This is a genomic window from Achromobacter sp. UMC46, assembly GCF_014170335.1.
Lineage (GTDB): Bacteria > Pseudomonadota > Gammaproteobacteria > Burkholderiales > Burkholderiaceae_B > Achromobacter.
In genome coordinates this window covers 25,107-42,922 of sequence record NZ_LZZS01000035.1, presented here as the reverse complement: position 1 = coordinate 42,922, position 17,816 = coordinate 25,107, and the positions used below count along the sequence as shown (strand labels likewise).

16 protein-coding genes are annotated in these 17,816 nt (G+C 65.2%); 9 read left to right on the top strand and 7 right to left on the bottom strand.

Going from position 1 to position 17,816, the window contains the following annotated elements:
- Nucleotides 1-35 precede the first annotated feature (35 nt).
- On the bottom strand, nt 36-995 hold the full coding sequence (locus A9973_RS24075; protein ID WP_220805637.1) for an LLM class oxidoreductase: 960 nt from the start codon (nt 993-995) through the stop codon (nt 36-38).
- 141 nt (nt 996-1,136) lie between these two features.
- The gene (locus A9973_RS24070; RefSeq protein ID WP_183016173.1) at nt 1,137-1,772 is read right to left on the bottom strand and encodes a glutathione S-transferase family protein; all 636 of its coding nucleotides are present in this window, start codon (nt 1,770-1,772) and stop codon (nt 1,137-1,139) included.
- Nucleotides 1,773-1,976: 204 nt separating this feature from the next.
- On the opposite strand from A9973_RS24070, the gene A9973_RS24065 reads away from it, so the two are divergent.
- The 5 genes from A9973_RS24065 to A9973_RS24045 all read left to right on the top strand — a co-directional run bounded on the left by A9973_RS24065 (nt 1,977) and on the right by A9973_RS24045 (nt 6,030).
- Nucleotides 1,977-2,108 carry an entericidin A/B family lipoprotein gene (locus A9973_RS24065; protein ID WP_105555535.1) on the top strand — a complete coding sequence of 44 codons (132 nt, stop codon included), beginning with the start codon at nt 1,977-1,979 and terminating at the stop codon, nt 2,106-2,108.
- Between the two features lie 125 nt (nt 2,109-2,233).
- A complete protein-coding gene (locus tag A9973_RS24060) occupies nt 2,234-2,665 on the top strand; it encodes a BPTD_2524 family lipoprotein (RefSeq protein WP_183016172.1) in 432 nt (143 codons plus the stop codon).
- A gap of 3 nt (nt 2,666-2,668) precedes the next feature.
- Nucleotides 2,669-3,079, top strand: a complete 411-nt coding sequence (locus A9973_RS24055; RefSeq protein WP_183016171.1) for a hypothetical protein — start codon at nt 2,669-2,671, stop codon at nt 3,077-3,079.
- Nucleotides 3,080-3,180: 101 nt separating this feature from the next.
- Nucleotides 3,181-4,473, top strand: coding sequence for an aspartate carbamoyltransferase (locus A9973_RS24050; protein WP_183016170.1), 1,293 nt, complete (start codon nt 3,181-3,183; stop codon nt 4,471-4,473).
- 135 nt (nt 4,474-4,608) lie between these two features.
- Nucleotides 4,609-6,030 carry a diguanylate cyclase gene (locus tag A9973_RS24045; RefSeq protein ID WP_183016169.1) on the top strand — a complete coding sequence of 474 codons (1,422 nt, stop codon included), beginning with the start codon at nt 4,609-4,611 and terminating at the stop codon, nt 6,028-6,030.
- 156 nt (nt 6,031-6,186) lie between these two features.
- On the opposite strand, the gene A9973_RS24040 is transcribed toward A9973_RS24045, so the two are convergent.
- Complete coding sequence (locus tag A9973_RS24040) at nt 6,187-7,086, bottom strand: recombination-associated protein RdgC (RefSeq protein WP_183016168.1); 900 nt, start codon at nt 7,084-7,086, stop codon at nt 6,187-6,189.
- Nucleotides 7,087-7,236: 150 nt separating this feature from the next.
- Between A9973_RS24040 and A9973_RS24035 the strand changes: the two genes are divergently transcribed.
- The gene (locus A9973_RS24035; protein WP_006225024.1) at nt 7,237-7,446 is read left to right on the top strand and encodes a hypothetical protein; all 210 of its coding nucleotides are present in this window, start codon (nt 7,237-7,239) and stop codon (nt 7,444-7,446) included.
- 632 nt (nt 7,447-8,078) lie between these two features.
- On the opposite strand, the gene A9973_RS24030 is transcribed toward A9973_RS24035, so the two are convergent.
- From A9973_RS24030 to A9973_RS24020, 3 genes are all read right to left on the bottom strand, one after another.
- Nucleotides 8,079-9,740, bottom strand: coding sequence for an MFS transporter (locus tag A9973_RS24030; protein ID WP_370539531.1), 1,662 nt, complete (start codon nt 9,738-9,740; stop codon nt 8,079-8,081).
- A gap of 219 nt (nt 9,741-9,959) precedes the next feature.
- Nucleotides 9,960-11,336, bottom strand: a complete 1,377-nt coding sequence (locus tag A9973_RS24025) for a sensor histidine kinase (RefSeq protein ID WP_183016378.1) — start codon at nt 11,334-11,336, stop codon at nt 9,960-9,962.
- A gap of 115 nt (nt 11,337-11,451) precedes the next feature.
- Nucleotides 11,452-12,141, bottom strand: coding sequence for a response regulator transcription factor (locus tag A9973_RS24020; protein ID WP_006218337.1), 690 nt, complete (start codon nt 12,139-12,141; stop codon nt 11,452-11,454).
- A gap of 350 nt (nt 12,142-12,491) precedes the next feature.
- Here A9973_RS24020 and recA point away from each other — a divergent pair, with 350 nt between their 5' ends.
- Nucleotides 12,492-13,553, top strand: coding sequence for a recombinase RecA (recA, locus tag A9973_RS24015; RefSeq protein ID WP_183016166.1), 1,062 nt, complete (start codon nt 12,492-12,494; stop codon nt 13,551-13,553).
- A gap of 129 nt (nt 13,554-13,682) precedes the next feature.
- Nucleotides 13,683-14,366: a recombination regulator RecX gene (recX, locus tag A9973_RS24010; protein WP_183016165.1), complete on the top strand. Its 684-nt coding sequence runs from the start codon at nt 13,683-13,685 to the stop codon at nt 14,364-14,366.
- A 21-nt stretch (nt 14,367-14,387) separates the two neighbouring features.
- On the opposite strand, the gene A9973_RS24005 is transcribed toward recX, so the two are convergent.
- A complete protein-coding gene (locus A9973_RS24005) occupies nt 14,388-15,305 on the bottom strand; it encodes a LysR family transcriptional regulator (RefSeq protein ID WP_183016164.1) in 918 nt (305 codons plus the stop codon).
- Nucleotides 15,306-15,496: 191 nt separating this feature from the next.
- On the opposite strand from A9973_RS24005, the gene metE reads away from it, so the two are divergent.
- The gene (gene metE / locus A9973_RS24000) at nt 15,497-17,794 is read left to right on the top strand and encodes a 5-methyltetrahydropteroyltriglutamate--homocysteine S-methyltransferase (RefSeq protein ID WP_183016163.1); all 2,298 of its coding nucleotides are present in this window, start codon (nt 15,497-15,499) and stop codon (nt 17,792-17,794) included.
- Nucleotides 17,795-17,816: the final 22 nt, after the last annotated feature.

The following is a 17,816-nucleotide window of genomic DNA, read 5'->3' as shown; positions in this document are numbered from 1 at the left end:
AGCCGCGGCCGGGCCGCATTGTAGGTCGGACAGCCCTACCAGCTGGCCGAGGCCGGAGGCGCCCTGTCATGCGCGGGAAAATGGGGCAGCACCTCCTCGGCCAGTTCCTGGATCACTTCGGCGGCGGGCCGTTCCGAGAACTGGATGCCCAGCGCCGCGTGGTTGACGCCGGCCGCTTGCCACCGCGCCAGCAGGTCGAGCAGGCCCCGGCGCCCCGTGCGCAGCACGTAGCCGCCCTGCATTGGCGTGCGGGGATGGTCGGGGTCGGCGCTGAGGTCCAGCCATTCGTTGGTGGCGTGCGGGCGGAAGCCGGCATCGGGGATCAAGGCACGCCAGGAACGGATTTTCTGCGCCAGGCGCTGGGGTCCGGCATCGTCGTGCGTGCTATCGGGATACGTCAGCCAGCCGTCTGCATGCTCGGCCACCCATTGCGGCGTCTGGCGGCAGGAACCCGTGATCAGCAGCGGCACGCGTCCGGCGACGGGTTTGGGCAGCAACTGCGGCCCCGCCAGCCGGCCCAGCGGAGAGTCGATGGCGCCGTGGGGGGCCTGCATCAACTGGCGGAAGTACGACACGGTCTGGGCGAACCGGTCACCGCGCTGGGCGGGGTCGAGCCCGTATGCGGGGAATTCGACGGGACGATCGCCCGAGGCGATCCCCATGACGAGCCTGCCGCCGGTCAGGCGGTCAAGCGTGGCGGCGGCCTTGGCCAGATCGATGGGATGGCGCAAGGGGAAGACGGCGCTGCCGGTGGCAAGCGCGATGCGTTCGGTGCGGGCCGCCAGGTAGCCTAGATAGGAAAAGGGGTCGAATACCTGGCCCGCGTCGCCGAAGTTCGGATCGAAAAGAGGAACGTCCCGAACCCAGGCGGCGGCAAACCCCCGGCGGTCGATGTCGGCGACCAGGTCGGCCTGGCCTTGCAGCACCGCCATGTCGCCTTGGTAGAAGCGCAAGGGAAGGAAGATGCCCAGCGTCAGGCGGTCAGGGGCGAACATGCGCCGGTAGCCCGGATGCGTGGCGAAAGCGGGCGCGGACGCGCCGGTGGTAGCGGGAGAAAGGAGTGGCGGGGAGTCAGTCAAGGATGCGGTCATGGGGGGCATGGGGGCGAATATGGGGGCAGAATCCGGATGCCGAGGTCAGGGGCCGGTGGCCGGTTGGGGCAGGGCGACGCCGCGTTGAACGGCGGGGCGCTGGCTGGCCCGCCGGTGCCAGGCGCTCAAATGCCCGTGCCGGCTGAAATCGAATTCGACGATCCGAGCGATGTGCATCCAACCGAAGGTCGCGATGTCGGCGATGGAGAAGTCGTCGCCGGCCAGCCACTCGCGTTCCGCCAGGCGCGCGTCGAGCACGGCGAAGGTGTCTTCGCTCAGGCGGCGAAAGCGCTGGATCGCGGGTTCGTGGCGTTCGGCGGCAAAACACTCCGCATGCACGCGCTGGCCCAGCAGGGGGCCCACGCTGGCACTATGGAATATCAGCCAGGTGATGGCCTCCCATCGCGCCGCGGGGGCGGCAGGCAGCAGGCGGCCGGTCTTGTCGGCCAGGTACAGCAGGATCGCGGCGGATTCGAACAGCGTGATGCCCGTGCCGGCGTCATGCAGCACCGGGATGCGTCCATGCGGGTTCAGCGCCAGGAATTCGGCGCGGCGATGCTCACCCTGCTCGATGCGCACATGGTGCAGGGTGTAGGGCAGCGCCAACTCCTCCAGGGCGATGGTGATCTTGAAGCCATTGGGCGAGCTGTCCGTATAGAGATGCAAGTCGGGGGCGGTCATGGGCAGGGAATGGAAGGGGGGGCGATGTCCTGGGTTACAGGCTTGGGCCCATTCTGGATTCCGTGCGGAACCGCGTAAAACGATCATTCCTGGCGGATGGGGATAGTTTTGCTAAAGCCTCCTGCCGCCGCATCCGGAGGGTGCGCAAATCGGGGCCTTTGGGGTATGCTGGCTTCGGTTTCCACGCCCAGACAGGAGAGGTTTATGAAGAACAGAGTCGTTCTCGTCATGCTGCTTTCGATCGCCGCCCTTACGGCCGGCTGCAACACTGTTGCGGGCGCTGGCAAGGACATCCAGCGAGGCGGAGAGAAAATCGAGGGCGCCGCGAACAAGTAGGCTGTCATCCCGTTGCCGTCCAGCCGGCTCAAGGCCACGCCAGAAATGTCCAGGCATTTCCCGCGTGGCCTTTTTGCAGCCGCTGGCATAATCGTGGGAGTCCGAATTTCAATGCGGGAAGAATCATGCGCAAGTCAGTATGGGTGGGTGTAACGTTGGCGGCACTGTTGGCCGGGTGCGCAAGCAAGGGCGTCTACGAGGCCGACTCCGTCAAGAAAGAGACCTTCAGCGTCGACACCAACTATCAGGCCGCCTTTCGCCGTGGCGGTGAATACGTCCGTGCCTGCCATGTGAACGTGCAGCATCCCTATGGCGCCGCTTACGCATGGCGCCACACCCTGGGCGAGAAGGGCGCGCCCGACGAGATCCAGCTGTACAAGGTCGGTGAACCCGCCACGGTGCTTGAGCTGATTTCGGCGGAAGCCGACGGCCCCGCCAAATCCAAGGTGACCGTGACCGTGCTGGGCCAAGGACGTTGGGACGCGGATGAAATCGCCGCCGCCCGCGCCTCGATCCAAAGCGCGACGCCCGTCTGCCGCAGCGGCAATAACGGCTGACGCATGGATCCCCGCGCGCAGTTGCTGCGATCTTCGGGCGTGCCGTTCTCGCTGCTGGCGGGGGCGTTCCGCTTCCTGGGCTGGTTGAACGGGGGCGCGGCCCTGGCTCTGGTGGCCTTTTCGCTGGGGATCGTGGGCGGCGACATCGCTGCGCCCGACCTGCAATTGCCGCTGGCCTTGTTCCTGGCCGGGCTGCTGGCGTCATGCTTGGGCCAGCTGTTCGCCTACCTGGCGCAGGTGAGCCTGTTGCGTCAGGGCGACACGGGGCATCTGACGCGCGGGCATTGGCCGACCCAGCTGCTGGCGATGATTTGCTACCTGCTCAGTGCGTTAGCGTTCTGCGGCGCCTGCTGGTTCTCCCTGGGGCAGGCGACCCCGGACGCCCAGCAGATGACGTCCTACGCAAGCCGGTAGAGGCCAAGGGTAAACCCCTGTACGCAAAAGTGTTGGACTTGCACTTGCGTTGAGAATAATATGCGCGGTGCGTATATAAATCCTCTTTCTCGGGGCCCGTCATGACCATCTCCCAGCAAGCCTTCCTGCGCGACGCCATGCGCCGCCTGAACCTCACGCGCGACGTGTTCGCGACCCGGATCGGCGTCAAACGCCGGGCGTTGGATACCTGGCTGCTGCCCGAGGGCTCGCAGGAATTCCGCGCGATGCCGGAGGTGGTCCAGCGTTTCGTCAGCGAAATCGTGCAAAACGGCGTGCTGCTGGAAAAGTATACGCAAAGCGTACAAGACGGCCCGTTGCGCGAGCGCATCGCCGTGGAAGGCAAGAATCAGTTGCTGTCGGTGGACCAGTTCACGCGCGAGTCGGTCGAAGACCTGTTCCGCGTGGCCGACATGATGCAGCCCATCGCGCGCCGCCAGAAGGTGTCGCGCGTGCTGGAAGGCGCCGTGCTGGGCAACCTGTTCTTCGAAGCCAGCACGCGTACCCGCGTCAGCTTCGGTTCGGCGTTCTGCCGCTTGGGCGGTTCGGTTTGCGACACGACGGGCTTCACGTTTTCGTCGATGGCCAAGGGCGAATCCATCTATGACACCAGCCGCGTCATGAGCGGCTATGTGGATGCCATGGTGATCCGCCACCCGGACCAGGGTTCGGTCGCGGAATTCGCGCGTGCCACCAATATCCCGGTGGTCAACGGCGGTGATGGCCCGGGCGAGCACCCCAGCCAGGCCCTGCTGGACCTGTACACGATCCTGACCGAGTTCTCGCGTCTGGGCAAACTGCTGGACGGCGCCCACATCGCGATGGTCGGCGACCTGAAATACGGCCGTACCGTGCATTCGCTGATCAAGCTGATGGCGCTGTACAAGAACGTGAAGTTCTCGCTGGTGTCGCCGAAGGGCCTTGAAATGCCCAGCTACATCATCGAGCAGGCCAGTCGCAACGGCAACGTGATCGAACAGAAGACCTCGTTGGCCGAAGGCCTGTCCGGCGCCGATGTGATCTACGCGACGCGCGTGCAGAAAGAGCGCTTCGCCAACGAAGAGAACGAAGGCTACACGCCGGACTTCCAGATCAACCGCGCCATCATCGACGCGTATTGCAGCTCCGAGACCATCGTGATGCACCCGCTGCCGCGCGACAGCCGTCCCGGCGCCAACGACCTGAGCGTGGACCTGAACCACGACCCGCGCCTGGCCATCTTCCGCCAGACCGACAACGGCATCCCGATCCGCATGGCGATCTTTGCGGTGCTGTTGGGCGTGGAAGGGCTGGTGCAGCACTCGCTGCGCGATGTGACGTGGCAGCATCCGTCGCATGTCGGCCCCGACGATTCCGTTTTCCACGGACTGGAATAAGCCAGTACGCCGTCTGCCCCGCCGACCGTTTGCACCAAGGCGGGGCAGTCTTTGAGATTTGAAGGATAATCCGCGCTGTTTTTCTGTCGCGTGTCGCTCCGAGACACGCGCAGAGTCTTTGGGGCGGATGATCATATGTCTTCGAGCAGTGGCGCGGTTCCGGCGTGGACGGGCGGCGCGGACCAAGCGTGCTACCTGAGCGCGTCGAACGCGCAAGCCTGGGAAGCGGTCTATCAATCGGTCGACGCTTACACGCGCGGCCAGGTCGCGGCCGTGGTGGGCGATAGCGCCAGGGAACTGGTGGACGCCTTCTATTCCACCTTGCTGGCCGATGCCGAGGCTGGGCCCCGGCTGTCCCATGAGATCGTCTCGACGCGCCTGCACAGCGGCATGAAGCACTGGCTGAAAGGCCTGCTCTGCGTACGCGACCAGGGCGATATCGCCGCGCTGATGGCGACGCAGAAGAAAGTGGGCGAAGTGCATGCCCGCGTCCATATCCCGATCCATCTGGTGATGGCGGGCGCCCGCGTCCTGAAGAACGAAATCGCCGAACGGCTGCGCGCGAGCGACCTGGACGGCACGGCGGCCTCCATCGCGATGCAGTACGTCTGCAACCTGTTCGACCTGGCGATCGAGCAGATGAGCCGCGCCTTCATGCGCGACATCAATCGCGGCGCGCGCAACGACGAGGCTTACCGGCTGTTCGCGTTGGGCCAGAACATATCGACCGAGCGCGAGCGCCAGCGCGCCGCGCTGCTGGAATGGAGCCAAGCCGTGCTGATCGGCCTGCACTACCGCGCACCCGAACAGGCGCTGCCACGCCTGGCGGCGTCCGAGTTCGGCTTGTGGTTGCAGCACAAGGGCGGCGTGATGTTCGAAAGCGCGCCGGCGCTTCGCCAGATCACCGAGGCGGTCGCGCAGTTGGACGACGTGGTGCTGCCGCAACTGATGCTGGCGGACGCGCAGCAACAGGTATCGATGCCCGACCAGGTGCGAGAACTGCAGGAACTGGTGGCGCGCATCAAGCATCTGCTCAACGGCCTGTTCGACATGGTGGCCGAGATCGAAAGCGGCAGCGACCCGCTGACCAATGTGTTGAACCGGCGCTTCCTGCCGTCGGTGGTGGGGCGGGAAATCGCCATCTCCACCCGCCAGGGCAGCCGCTTTTCGGTGCTGCTGCTGGACATCGACCATTTCAAGGCGATCAACGACGCGCACGGGCATTCCGGTGGCGATCAGGTGCTGCGGCAGTTCGCGGAAGTGGTGCATCAGTCCTGCCGGTCCAGCGACTTCGTGTTCCGCTACGGCGGCGAAGAATTCCTGGTGGTGCTGGTGGACACGGGGCAAGAGGCCGCGCTGGCCGCGGCCGAGAAGCTGGGCGCCGAAATCCGCCGGCACGCGTTCTCGATTCCCGAAGCGGGCGCCTTGCGCATCACGGCAAGCATCGGCGTGGCCACGTTCGACGGCCACCCGGACTATGCCTATCTGATCGACCGCGCCGACAAGGCCCTGTACCGCGCCAAGCAGGCGGGGCGCGACCGGAGCGTCGCGGCCTGATCGCGGCGGGCTTGCCCGCCGCCTGCCGTGCGCTCCCATGAAAAAAGGCCGCCCTGATGCTGAACTGACCCCCGAAAGTTGGACGTAGATCCAACCTTCGGGGGTCAGTTCAGATGCAGAGCGGCCTTTTACTTCGGGCCTGGGCCCGCGCGAGGCTTAGATCTTCTTTTCGCCGCCTAGCGCTTCGACCAGTTCGGCCATCATCTTGGCCAGTTCGCCCGTCATCAGCATCATGTCGGAATCGAACTTCTCGTCGTCGTTGGCGGCGACGCCTTCATTGCCTTCCTTCAGCACGTCCAGCGGCGAGACGCGCTTGACGTCCAGGCCTTCGGTCAGGACGAACGAGATGCGGTCGGCCCACGTCATGGCCAGGCGCGTGCACTGCTTGCCCGACTGGATGTGGCGGCGCACGTCGTCGGCGTCGATCGAGTGCTTCACGTAGCGGATGGCCGCGCCGCTTTCACCCGACGAACGCAGCTCGGTGTCCTGGTCGATGGTGAAGTTGGACGGGGCCTCGTCTTCGGCCAGCCAGCCCGTCATCGCGGACGCGGGCGATTGCGCCACGTACAGGTTTTCGAGCGGGAACGGATCCACGCATTTGGCCAGCAGGCCAATGACTTCATCGGCCTTCGCCGAAGCGGCGGCGTCGATGACCAGCCAATGGTTCTGCGGGTCGATCCAGACGCGGGTGTCGCGGTACACGCTGAATGCGCGCGGCAGGAGCTCGTCCGTGACGCGTTCCTTGATTTCCTTCATCTGCTTGCGGCCCGGCTTGTAGCCTTGCTGCTCTTCGATTTCCTGGGCGCGCGCTTTGGCGACCTGGTTCACGACCGTGCCGGGCAGAAGCTTTTTCTCGGCGCGCAGCGACAGCAGGATCTGGCCGTTGACGACGTGGGCGAGCCCGCCGTTTTCGCGCGGCGGAACCCAGCCCAGGCTTTGCATTTCGAGGTTGTTGCCCGCTTGGTAGGCGTGGCGCGCAAGCGTTTCTTCAAGCTGCTCGCCAATGAGCGTCCACGGCGAGGAGAGGCGGTAAATCTTGAGGTTTTTGAACCACATGAGCGTCGGCCAAAAGGCTAGATTCTATACGACGCGGGCAGTTTGCCGAAGTGCTGCAATACGGTTGCGACAGGCGACACGTTCTGTCACTGACACATGCGGGCCTATGCGTTAACTTCCGCGCACCGGCATGGAATCGGAGAGGAATACATGAAAATTATTGGCGCCATCCTGATCGTCCTGGGCATTGCCGCCCTGGCCTACAAGGGCTTCAACTACAAGTCCGAAGAAACCGTCTTGCAGATCGGTTCGGTGAAGGCCACGGCCGAAACCGAGAAGTCGGTGCCCATCCCGACCTGGGCCGGCATCGCGGCCATCGTGGCCGGCGTGTTGGCGATCGGCGTCGGCATGCGCCGTTGAAGGGGCGGCCGGCCTGGCCGGCCCGCAGCCCGACCCTGGCGGCCGCCTAGCGGCCGCCATTCTTTTTGCGCGCACAAAAAAAAGCGGCCCGGCTCAATAAAGGCCGGGCCGGTACGGGAGCACACAATACCGCGTCATAAAAGGCTCGCGGGGAACGCGGTATCGGTGTCAGAACACTAGCCCTGCAATCGTCTGACAGGGGGATCAATCGTCAGCCGATTCAGCGCAAGGCCGTAATCTGAGGCGCCAGTCTAAGCGGGAGGGTCTGACATCGTCCTGAAAATGCAGAAGAGATTTTTGGGCGACGCGTAGAGCCGTCTGCTCCCTGGAATTGCGAAGACGCCCCTTCAAGCGGCGCGCCAGGCATGCCTCCACGACCGTCGCAAGATGGCCTTTTCCCCGCCGGGCCGCCCCAAGGGGAAAAAGCCCCCTCGGGGGGCAGCAAGCACGCAAAGCGTGCGCAGCGTGGGGGCCTTTTCTCCCCCCGCCGGGCCGCCCCAAGGGGAAAAAGCCCCCTCGGGGGGCAGCAAGTGCGAAGCGCGCAGCGTGGGGGTCCACAAAAAAAAAGCTCCATAAGGAGCTTTTGAAAGGCCGGGCAGGCGCAGCAGTCCCACCCGGCGGGGGATGGTCGTTTAGTCGTTGATGTCGTTGTCCTTGGATTCGCGCACGAACAGCGTGCCGATGACCAGGGTCATGACTGCGATGATGATCGGATACCACAGGCCGTCGTAGATGTTGCCGGTGGCAGCCACCACCGCGAAGGCGACCGGGGGCAGGAAGCCGCCGAACCAGCCGTTGCCGATGTGGTACGGCAAGCTCATCGAGGTGTAGCGGATGCGGGTCGGGAACATCTCAACCAGCATGGCGGCGATGGGGCCGTAGACCATGGTCACGTACAGGACCAGGATCGCCAGCAGCACCACGACCATGACGTTGTTGCTTTGCGCCGGATCTGCCTTGGCCGGGTAGCCGTGGCTGCGGATCGCGGTGGTCAGGGCCTTGTCCAGTTCAGCGGCCTTGGCCTTGAAGTCGGCGGGGGCCATCGCCTTGCCGTCGAACGAGGCGAATTCGTCGTTGCCGATCTTGACCTTGGCCAGCGAGCCTGCCGGCGCCGCTTCGTTTTTGTAGTTCACCGAGTTGCGGGCCATGAAGGATTTCACGACGTCGCAAGAGCTGGTGAACGCGGACGTGCCCACCGGGTTGAACTGGAACGAGCACGTGCCGGGGTCGGCGATGACGGTGACCGGGGCCGTGGCCTGGGCCTTTTCCAGCGCCGGGTTGGCGAAGTGCGTGATGCCCTGGAAGATCGGGAAGTAGGTCGCCGCGGCGATCAGGCAGCCCGCCATGATGATGGGCTTGCGGCCGATCTTGTCCGACAGCGCGCCGAAGACCACGAAGAACGGGGTGCCTATCAGGAGCGCGATCGCGATCATGATGTTGGCGGTGTTGGCGTCGACCTTCAGCGTCTGCGTCAGGAAGAACAGCGCGTAGAACTGGCCCGTGTACCAGACCACGGCCTGGCCGGCGGTCAGGCCCAGCAGCGCCAGGATCACGACCTTCAGGTTCTTCCACTGGCCGAACGATTCAGCGATCGGCGCCTTCGAACCCTTGCCTTCTTCCTTCATGCGCTTGAAGGTGGGCGATTCGCTCAGTTGCAGGCGGATCCACACCGAGATGCCCAGCAGCACGACCGAGATCAGGAACGGAATGCGCCAGCCCCAGGCTTTGAAGTCGTCTTCGCCCATGACCGTGCGGATGCCCAGGATGACCAGCAGCGACAGGAACAGGCCCAGCGTTGCGGTGGTCTGGATCCACGACGTGTAGAAGCCGCGGCGGCCGTGCGGGGCGTGTTCGGCGACATAGGTCGCCGCGCCGCCGTACTCGCCGCCCAGCGCCAGGCCTTGCAGCAGGCGCAGCACGATCAGGATGGCCGGAGCGGCCAGGCCGATGCTGGCGTAGCTGGGCAGCACGCCGACCAGGAAGGTCGACAGGCCCATGATCACGATGGTGACCAGGAACGTGTATTTACGGCCGACCAGGTCGCCCAGGCGTCCGAACACCAGTGCGCCAAACGGCCGCACGGCGAACCCTGCGGCAAATGCCAGCAGCGCGAAGATGAAGCCCGCGGTGGGGTTCACGCCCGAGAAAAAGTGCTGCGCGATGATGGCCGCGAGCGAACCGTATAGGTAAAAGTCGTACCACTCGAAAACCGTGCCCAGGGATGACGCGAAGATGACGCGGCGTTCATCCTTGGTCATCGGGCGCGGTTCCGCGGAAGGACCGCGGCCTGCCATGGTTGTTGTGCTCATGATGTCTCCTCGTTTTAGGCCGGCGGTTTTCCGCCGTGCTTGACCCTCCGCCGGCGAGCCGACATCGAGCTATACGCAACATTGAGGCGCGAGGCTGACGAGGTTCTGACGTAACCCTTACCCGAATCTTAAAATTGAAACATTATGTAATCATTGCGTGCGAGGCTAGGGATAGTCCTTAGCCGGGCGGACGGGTGGCGCTGCTTAACTTTCAAGCAGGTCGGGGTGTTCGACGTACCCCGGGAACACCACGCGGATACGGGTGCCGGGCAGGTCCGAGTGCGCGGTGGGGTGATCGCTGATGAGGACGGTGGCCTGATGCTTCTGGGCGATTTCGCGCACGATCGCCAGACCCAGCCCGCTGCCGTCCGACCCCGTGCCCAGCACGCGGTAGAAGCGGTCGAACACCCGCTCGCGCTCTTCGGGCGGGATGCCGGGGCCGGAGTCCTCGACCTCCAGCACGGCTTCGTCGCCGACGCGCTGCACGCGCACCGTGATGTGGCCGCCGCGCGGCGTGTAGCGCAGCGCGTTGTCCACCAGGTTGTTCAGCAGTTCCGCCAGCAGCAGGGGGTTGCCGCTGATCTCGACGGGTTCGTCCGCGCCCTCGAATCCCAGGTCGGTGCTGAGCGACAAGGCCTGCGGCACCCAGTGCATGGCCTGTTCATAGGCGATGGCGTTGAGGTCGGTGCGCGTCAGGCCGATGGCGCTGGGGTTTTCGGCGCGCGCCAGCAGCAGCAGCTGGTTGACCAGCCGGGTGGCGCGTTCGGAACCCGTCACCAGCTGGCGCAGGCTGGATTGCATCTCTTCGGGGCTGGCGTCGCGCAGCGCCAGTTCGGCCTGCGTGCGCAGGCCCGCCAGCGGCGTCTTCAACTGATGCGCGGCGTCCGCCACGAAGCGGCGCTGCGCCTGGACGTTGGCGGACAAGCGGTCCAGCAGGTCGTTCATGGCCGCCACCAGCGGGGCGATCTCGGACGGCGCCGCGCGCTCGTCGATGGGGGAAAGGTCGTCGGGGCGCCGGGCGCGCAGGCGTTGCTGCAAGGCGTTCAGCGGCGCCACGCCGCGCGACAGCCCGAACCACACCAGCAGCACGGCGATCGGCAGCACCACGAACTGCGGAATGATCACGCCCTTGATGATGTCGTTGGCCAGTTGCGTGCGCTTTTCCACCGTCTCGGCAACGATCAGCAGCGCCGGCTGGGTGTCGGGCAGGTTCAGGTCGACCCACGTGAAGGCCAGCCGGATGCCGAAGCCGCGCATGGTGTCGTCTTCGTATTGGACCTCGCCGGGGCGGGGCTGGCCTACGGAAGCCGGCAGCGGCAGGGCGCGGTCGCCGCCCAGGTATTCGCCGCGGCTGCCCAGCGCCAGCCAGAACACGCTGTCGGTCTCGTCGGCGCGCAACACGTCGCGCGCGGGGTCGGTCATCTTCAGCACGGCGCGGCCGTCCTGCGCGTGGACCTGGCGCGTCAGCACATGGAGGTTGTTGGCCAGCGCTCGGTCATACGGCACGTTGGCGATGTTCTGCGCGACCACATAGGTGATCGCGACGCTCATGGGCCACAGCAGGAACAGCGGCGCCAGCATCCAGTCCAGGATTTCGCCCAGCAGCGAGCGCTGGGGCGGCGCGAAGCTCGGGCCCTTGGAGCCGGCCTGCAAGATATCCAGTGCTTCCTGATTCAGCGGCTCGGGCCGCGCAGATTCAGCTGGCGAGGTACGCGGCACCCTGGTCCCGCTCCAGACAATAGCCCAGGCCGCGAACGGTCACGATCTTCACGCCGCTGGGCTCAAGCTTTTTGCGCAGGCGGTGCACATAGACTTCGATGGCGTTGGTGCTGACTTCCTCGCCCCATTCGCACAGGTGGTCCACCAGTTGCGTCTTGCTGACCATGCGGCCGCTGCGGGTCAAGAGGATCTCCAGCAGGCTGACCTCGCGCGCGGACAGGTCCAGCGTCTGGTCGTCCACGATGGCGACGCGTCCGGTCTGGTCGAACAGCAGCCGGCCATGCTTGAGCATCGTGGCGCCGCCGCCGGCGCCGCGCCGGGTCAGCGCCCGCACGCGCGCTTCCAGTTCGGACAGTGCGAAGGGCTTGGCCATGTAGTCGTCGGCGCCCAGGTCCAGGCCTTTGACGCGCTGCTCGATGCTGTCGGCGGCGGTCAGGATCAGGACGGGCAGGGCGGAATTGCGGGCGCGCAGGCGGCGCAGCACTTCCAGGCCGGCCAGCTGCGGCAGGCCAAGATCCAGGATGAGCAGGTCGAACGCCTGCGCCGCCAGCGCCGAATCGGCGGCCAGTCCGTCGCGCACGGCGTCCACGGCATAGCCGTTGTGGCGCAAGGACCGGGACAGGCCATCGGCCAGAATGCTGTCGTCTTCGGCGATCAGGATACGCATGGGCTGCTAGTGAAGGGGTCCCTGTGCCGCCAGCGCTTTGCGCGCCGCGTTTGCCCCTCTTTGGGGCAGTCCGCCTTGTTCATCCGCCTTGCGGGCGGCCCGGCGGCGGAAAAGGGACGAAACGCCGGGTTCGCTTTGGATTCTGTCATATGGCGGGGGGCTTGCCCACTCAGGGTATACGTGCAAAACTCTGGCACACTGGTTTTTTGTACAGTACAATCCGATGCCATAATCTGCACTTGAATCAAAGCGCAGGGCAACACCGCACTACCCCAGCGCAACCCGCACAGCCTGACCGGCGACCTCTCCGGCACCCTTCGACACCAGATACGTTACAGACAGGACTCTACATGGACGACAAAACCACCAAGGCCGCCGCTTCGGAAAAGGCCAAGGCGCTTGCCGCCGCGCTCTCGCAGATCGAAAAGCAGTTCGGCAAGGGCTCGATCATGCGCTACGGCGACAACGAGGTCTCGCACGATATCCAGGTCGTTTCCACGGGTTCCCTGGGGCTGGACATCGCGCTGGGCGTCGGCGGCTTGCCGCGCGGCCGCGTGGTCGAAGTCTATGGCCCGGAATCGTCGGGCAAGACGACGCTTACGCTGCAGGTCATTGCTGAAATGCAGAAGATCGGCGGCACCTGCGCCTTCGTCGACGCGGAACACGCGCTGGACGTGCAGTACGCCAACAAGCTGGGCGTCAACCTGACCGACCTGCTGATCTCGCAGCCGGACACGGGCGAGCAGGCGCTGGAAATCACCGACGCGCTGGTGCGTTCGGGCTCGGTCGACCTGATCGTCATCGACTCGGTGGCCGCGCTGGTGCCCAAGGCCGAAATCGAAGGTGAAATGGGCGATTCGCTGCCCGGCCTGCAAGCCCGCCTGATGAGCCAGGCGCTGCGCAAGCTGACCGCCACGATCAAGCGCACCAACTGCATGGTCATCTTCATCAACCAGATCCGCATGAAGATCGGCGTGATGTTCGGCAACCCCGAAACCACCACCGGCGGCAACGCGCTGAAGTTCTACGCCTCTGTGCGCCTGGACATCCGCCGCATCGGCTCGATCAAGAAGGGCGACGAAGTCGTCGGCAACGAAACCCGCGTCAAGGTCGTGAAGAACAAGGTCGCGCCGCCGTTCAAGCAGGCCGAGTTCGACATCATGTACGGCGCCGGCATCTCGCGCGAAGGCGAAATCATCGACCTGGGCGTGGCCGCCAGCGTGGTGGACAAGTCGGGCGCGTGGTACAGCTACAACGGCAACCGCATCGGCCAGGGCAAGGACAACGTCCGCGAATACCTGAAAGAGCACAAGGAAATCGCCATCGAGATCGAGAACCGCGTTCGCGAGAACCAGGGCATCGTCAGTCGTGCCGCCGAATTCGTGCCTACGGTGGAAGACACCGCCGAATAAGCAATCTTGCGGCCGCCGGCGGATGCACCGCAGGCGGCCCGCACATTGTTTGCGCCGCGCCCTCGGGTCGGCGACATGCGGCAGGCGCCATGACGGGCCTGCCGTTTTTGCATAGCAAGCAGGAAGCGCATGAGCTGGAAACCGACCCCCGCGTCAGCCGACCGTCTTCGCGCCAAGTTGGATGACGAATTCGAAACCGTCGCCAAGCCGCTGGGCTTGCGGCGCACGTCCGATGCGCGCCGTGAACAGGAAACTGCGGCGCCCGCCGCCGATACGGGCGAGTGGCAGCGCAGTTCCGAACAGCGTGCGCCCGCCCGCGGCCGACGTGCCGCCAGCCAGGCAGGCCAGTCCGATAACGGCAAGCCGGAGCGTAAAGGGCCGTCGCTGAAAATGCGCGCCGTGGGGTATTTATCGCGGCGCGAACATGCCCGCGAAGAACTCGCGCGCAAGCTGTCGGCCTACGCCGAAGACGCCGCCGAGGTTGAGGCGGTGCTGGACGCGCTTGAAAAAGAAGGCTGGCTGTCCACGGAACGTTTCGCGCAAAGCCTGGTGCACCGGCGCGCGTCGCGGCAAGGCGCGGCCCGAATCGTGCAGGAATTGCGCCAGCATGGCGTGGACGACAATCAGGTGGCGGAATTGCGCGACAAGCTGCGCGCCACCGAATATGACCGCGCGCTGGAAGTCTGGAAAAAACGCTTCGATGCCAAGCCGGCCGACCGCGCAGCCTACGCCAAGCAAGCCCGCTTTCTGGCCAGCCGCGGCTTCGCGCACGACGTCATCCGCAAGATATTGGGCGACAGCGACGAAGACTGATGAAGAGCAAGCCTGCGAGCTTTATTTTGCGGATTTGATGCCTGACAGCGTCTTGAAGCAGACGTCGCGGGTGATCGTCAGGAATTCATCGATGTACGACGCATCCGTGTCTTCGCTGCGGACCGTCGCGTACAGGGTGCGCCACACGCCTTGCGGCCCCAGGCGGCACTGCCGCAGCCAGCCCTGGTTCATGTATTCGGTCAACGCCCAGTTCGGCAGCGCGGCCACGCCGCGGTTGCTGGCCACCAGTTGCGCGATGATGGGGGTGAGTTCCGCTTTGCGGATGGTGGCGGGTTCCACGTCGGCCGGATCCAGGAAGGCGGTGAAGACGTCCAGGCGCTGCTTGTCCACCGGATAGGTGATCAGCGTCTGGTCGGCCAACTGGTCGGGCATGATGAATTTGCTGCCGGCCAGCGGGTTGGATTCCGACACCGCCAGCACCAGTTCGTACTTGAACAACGGCAGGTACTCGACCGCTTCCAGCGGCTGTGGATCCGACGTGATGACCAGATCCAGGTCGCCGCGCACCAGCGCGGGCAGGGGAGCAAACGAGAACGCGGCCGACAGGTCCAGCGCCACGTCCGGCCATTGCGCCCGGAAGGCGTCCAACGCCGGCATCAGCCATTGGAAGCAGGAATGGCAATCGATGGCCAGATGCAGGCGGCCCGTGCGGCCGGCGGCCAGCCGCTGCAATTCGCGTTCAGTCGCGCGGATGCGGGGCAGCACGTCGTCCGCCAGAGCCAGCACGCGCAAACCGGCGGTGGTCAGCCGGGCCGGCCGGGTGCGCCGGTTGAGCAGCGGCGTGCCCAGGCGGGTTTCCAGGTCGCGCAACTGATGCGACAGGGCGGATTGGGTCAGGTGCAGGCGTTCGGCGGCTTCTTGCAGGCTGCCGCCTTCGCGGATGGCGGTCAGCGTTTCAAGATGGCGGATTTCTAGCATCGGTTTCGGCGGGAGCGAGGGGGCGGCGCCCGGCGGGCGTTCGCGGCCGGCTCCCTCCCCTCTGAGTGGAATGAACTCATATTGTATGAGATTTACTCATCTTATGAATGTAGACATTGATTTTGATTCATGTAGATTTGCCTGCACAATAGCCCTCACTTGAACAAATTTTGTCTAACGGCGGGGGTGTCATGACTATTATTCATAATCTGGGGTTTCCTCGAATTGGCGCCCAGCGCGAACTCAAGCGCGCTGTGGAAGCGTATTGGGCCGGCAAGCAAACCGCCGAAGCGCTGGAAGACACCGGCCGCGAACTGCGCGCCAAGCACTGGAAGCTGCAGGCCGCAGCCGGCTTGAAGTTCGTGCCCGTGGGAGACTTTGCCTGGTACGACCAAATCCTGGAATGGAGCACGCTGCTGGGCGCCGTGCCGGCCCGTTTCGGCCAGAGCGACAATGAAGTGGTCACGCTGGACACCTTGTTCCGCATGGGCCGTGGCCGCGCGCCGACGGGCAAGCCCGCCGCCGCTTGCGAAATGACCAAGTGGTTCGACACCAACTATCACTACATCGTGCCGGAACTGGTTCCGGGCCAGACGTTCCGCATTGCGCGTGAATCGCTGTTCGAGCAGATCCAGGAAGCGCAGGCACTGGGCCATGCCGTCAAGCCGGTGATCCCGGGGCCGCTGACCTGGCTATACCAGGGCAAGGGCGACGCCTTTGCGGGCGGCGCGGCCGATGTCGGCAAGCTGCAACTGCTGGCCGCCTTGCTGCCCGTGTACGAAGAAGTGTTGGCCCGCTTTGCCAAGCTGGGTGTGAAATGGGTGCAGATCGACGAGCCCATCCTGGTGCTGGATCTGCCGCCAGCCTGGCGCGACGCCTTCAGGCAGGTGTATGCCACGCTGGCCGCAAGCCCCGCCAAGCTGTTGATCGCTACCTACTTCGATGGCTTGAAGGACAACCTGTCCACCGTCCAGGCGCTGCCCGTGGCCGGCCTGCACGTGGACCTGGTCCGCGCCCCAGAGCAACTGGCTGAGGTCGTGGCCGGCCTGCGCGTCGATCAGGTAGTGTCCGCCGGCGTCATCAACGGCCGCAACATCTGGCGCACCGACCTGGACGCCGCCATCACGGCGCTGGCTCCGGTCAAGCAGCAACTGGGTGACCGCCTGTGGCTGGCCCCGTCGTGCTCGCTGCTGCATGTGCCGGTGGACCTGGCCAACGAAACGGAACTGGACGCTGAGCTGAAGAGCTGGTTGTCGTTCGCCGCGCAGAAGCTGGAAGAATTGAGCCTGCTGGGCCGAGCCCTGGACAACGCCACGGAACCGGCCGTGCAGGCGGGTCTGGCGACGCAACGCGCCGCCTTGGCCGCCCGCCGTTCGTCGGCCCGCATCCATAATCCGGTGGTGGGCCAGCGCATGGCTGGCGCGGCCGGCGTGTCGCGCGACCGCGCTCCGTTTGCCGGCCGGATCGCCCGCCAGCAAGAACAACTGGGCCTGCCCGCCTACCCGACGACCACGATCGGTTCGTTCCCGCAGACCGCCGAGATCCGCGCGTTGCGCCGCGACTGGAAGGCCGGCGCGCTGACGGATTCGGGTTACGAGACCGCCATCCGCAAGGAAATCGAGGAAGTCATCCGCTTCCAGGAAAAGGTGGGTCTGGACGTGCTGGTGCACGGCGAACCCGAGCGCAACGACATGGTGGAGTACTTCGGCGAATTGCTGGCCGGCTTCGCGTTCACCAAGAACGGCTGGGTGCAAAGCTACGGTTCGCGCTGCGTCAAGCCGCCGGTCATTTTCGGCGACGTGGCTCGTCCTGCGCCGATGACGGTGGGGTGGTCGTCGTACGCGCAGTCGCTGACGGACAAGCCCGTCAAGGGCATGCTGACCGGTCCGGTCACCATTCTGCAATGGTCGTTCGTGCGTGACGACCAGCCGCGTGAACAGACCTGCCGCCAACTGGCGCTGGCGCTGCGCGACGAAGTGGTGGACCTGGAAACCGCCGGCATCAGCGTCATCCAGATCGACGAACCCGCCATCCGCGAAGGCCTGCCGCTGCGCCGCGCCGACTGGAAGGCATACCTCGACTGGGCCGTGGATTGCTTCCGCCTGTCGACCGCCGGCGTGCGTGACGAAACGCAGATCCACACCCACATGTGCTATTCGGAGTTCAACGACATCATCGAATCGATCGCCGCGATGGACGCGGACGTGATCACGATCGAAACGTCGCGCTCCAACATGGAGCTGCTCAAGGCGTTCGAAGACTTCGACTACCCGAACGACATCGGCCCTGGCGTGTATGACATTCACTCGCCCAACGTGCCCGAAGTGGACTGGATGGTCGGCCTGATGGAAAAGGCGGCCGCCCGTCTGCCCAAGGAACGCCTGTGGGTGAATCCTGACTGCGGCCTGAAGACGCGCGCCTGGCCCGAAACCGAGGCCGCGCTGATCGGCATGGTGCAAGCGGCCCGCACGCTGCGCCAGTCGAACTGACAATCGGCCGTCCGCGCCGTCA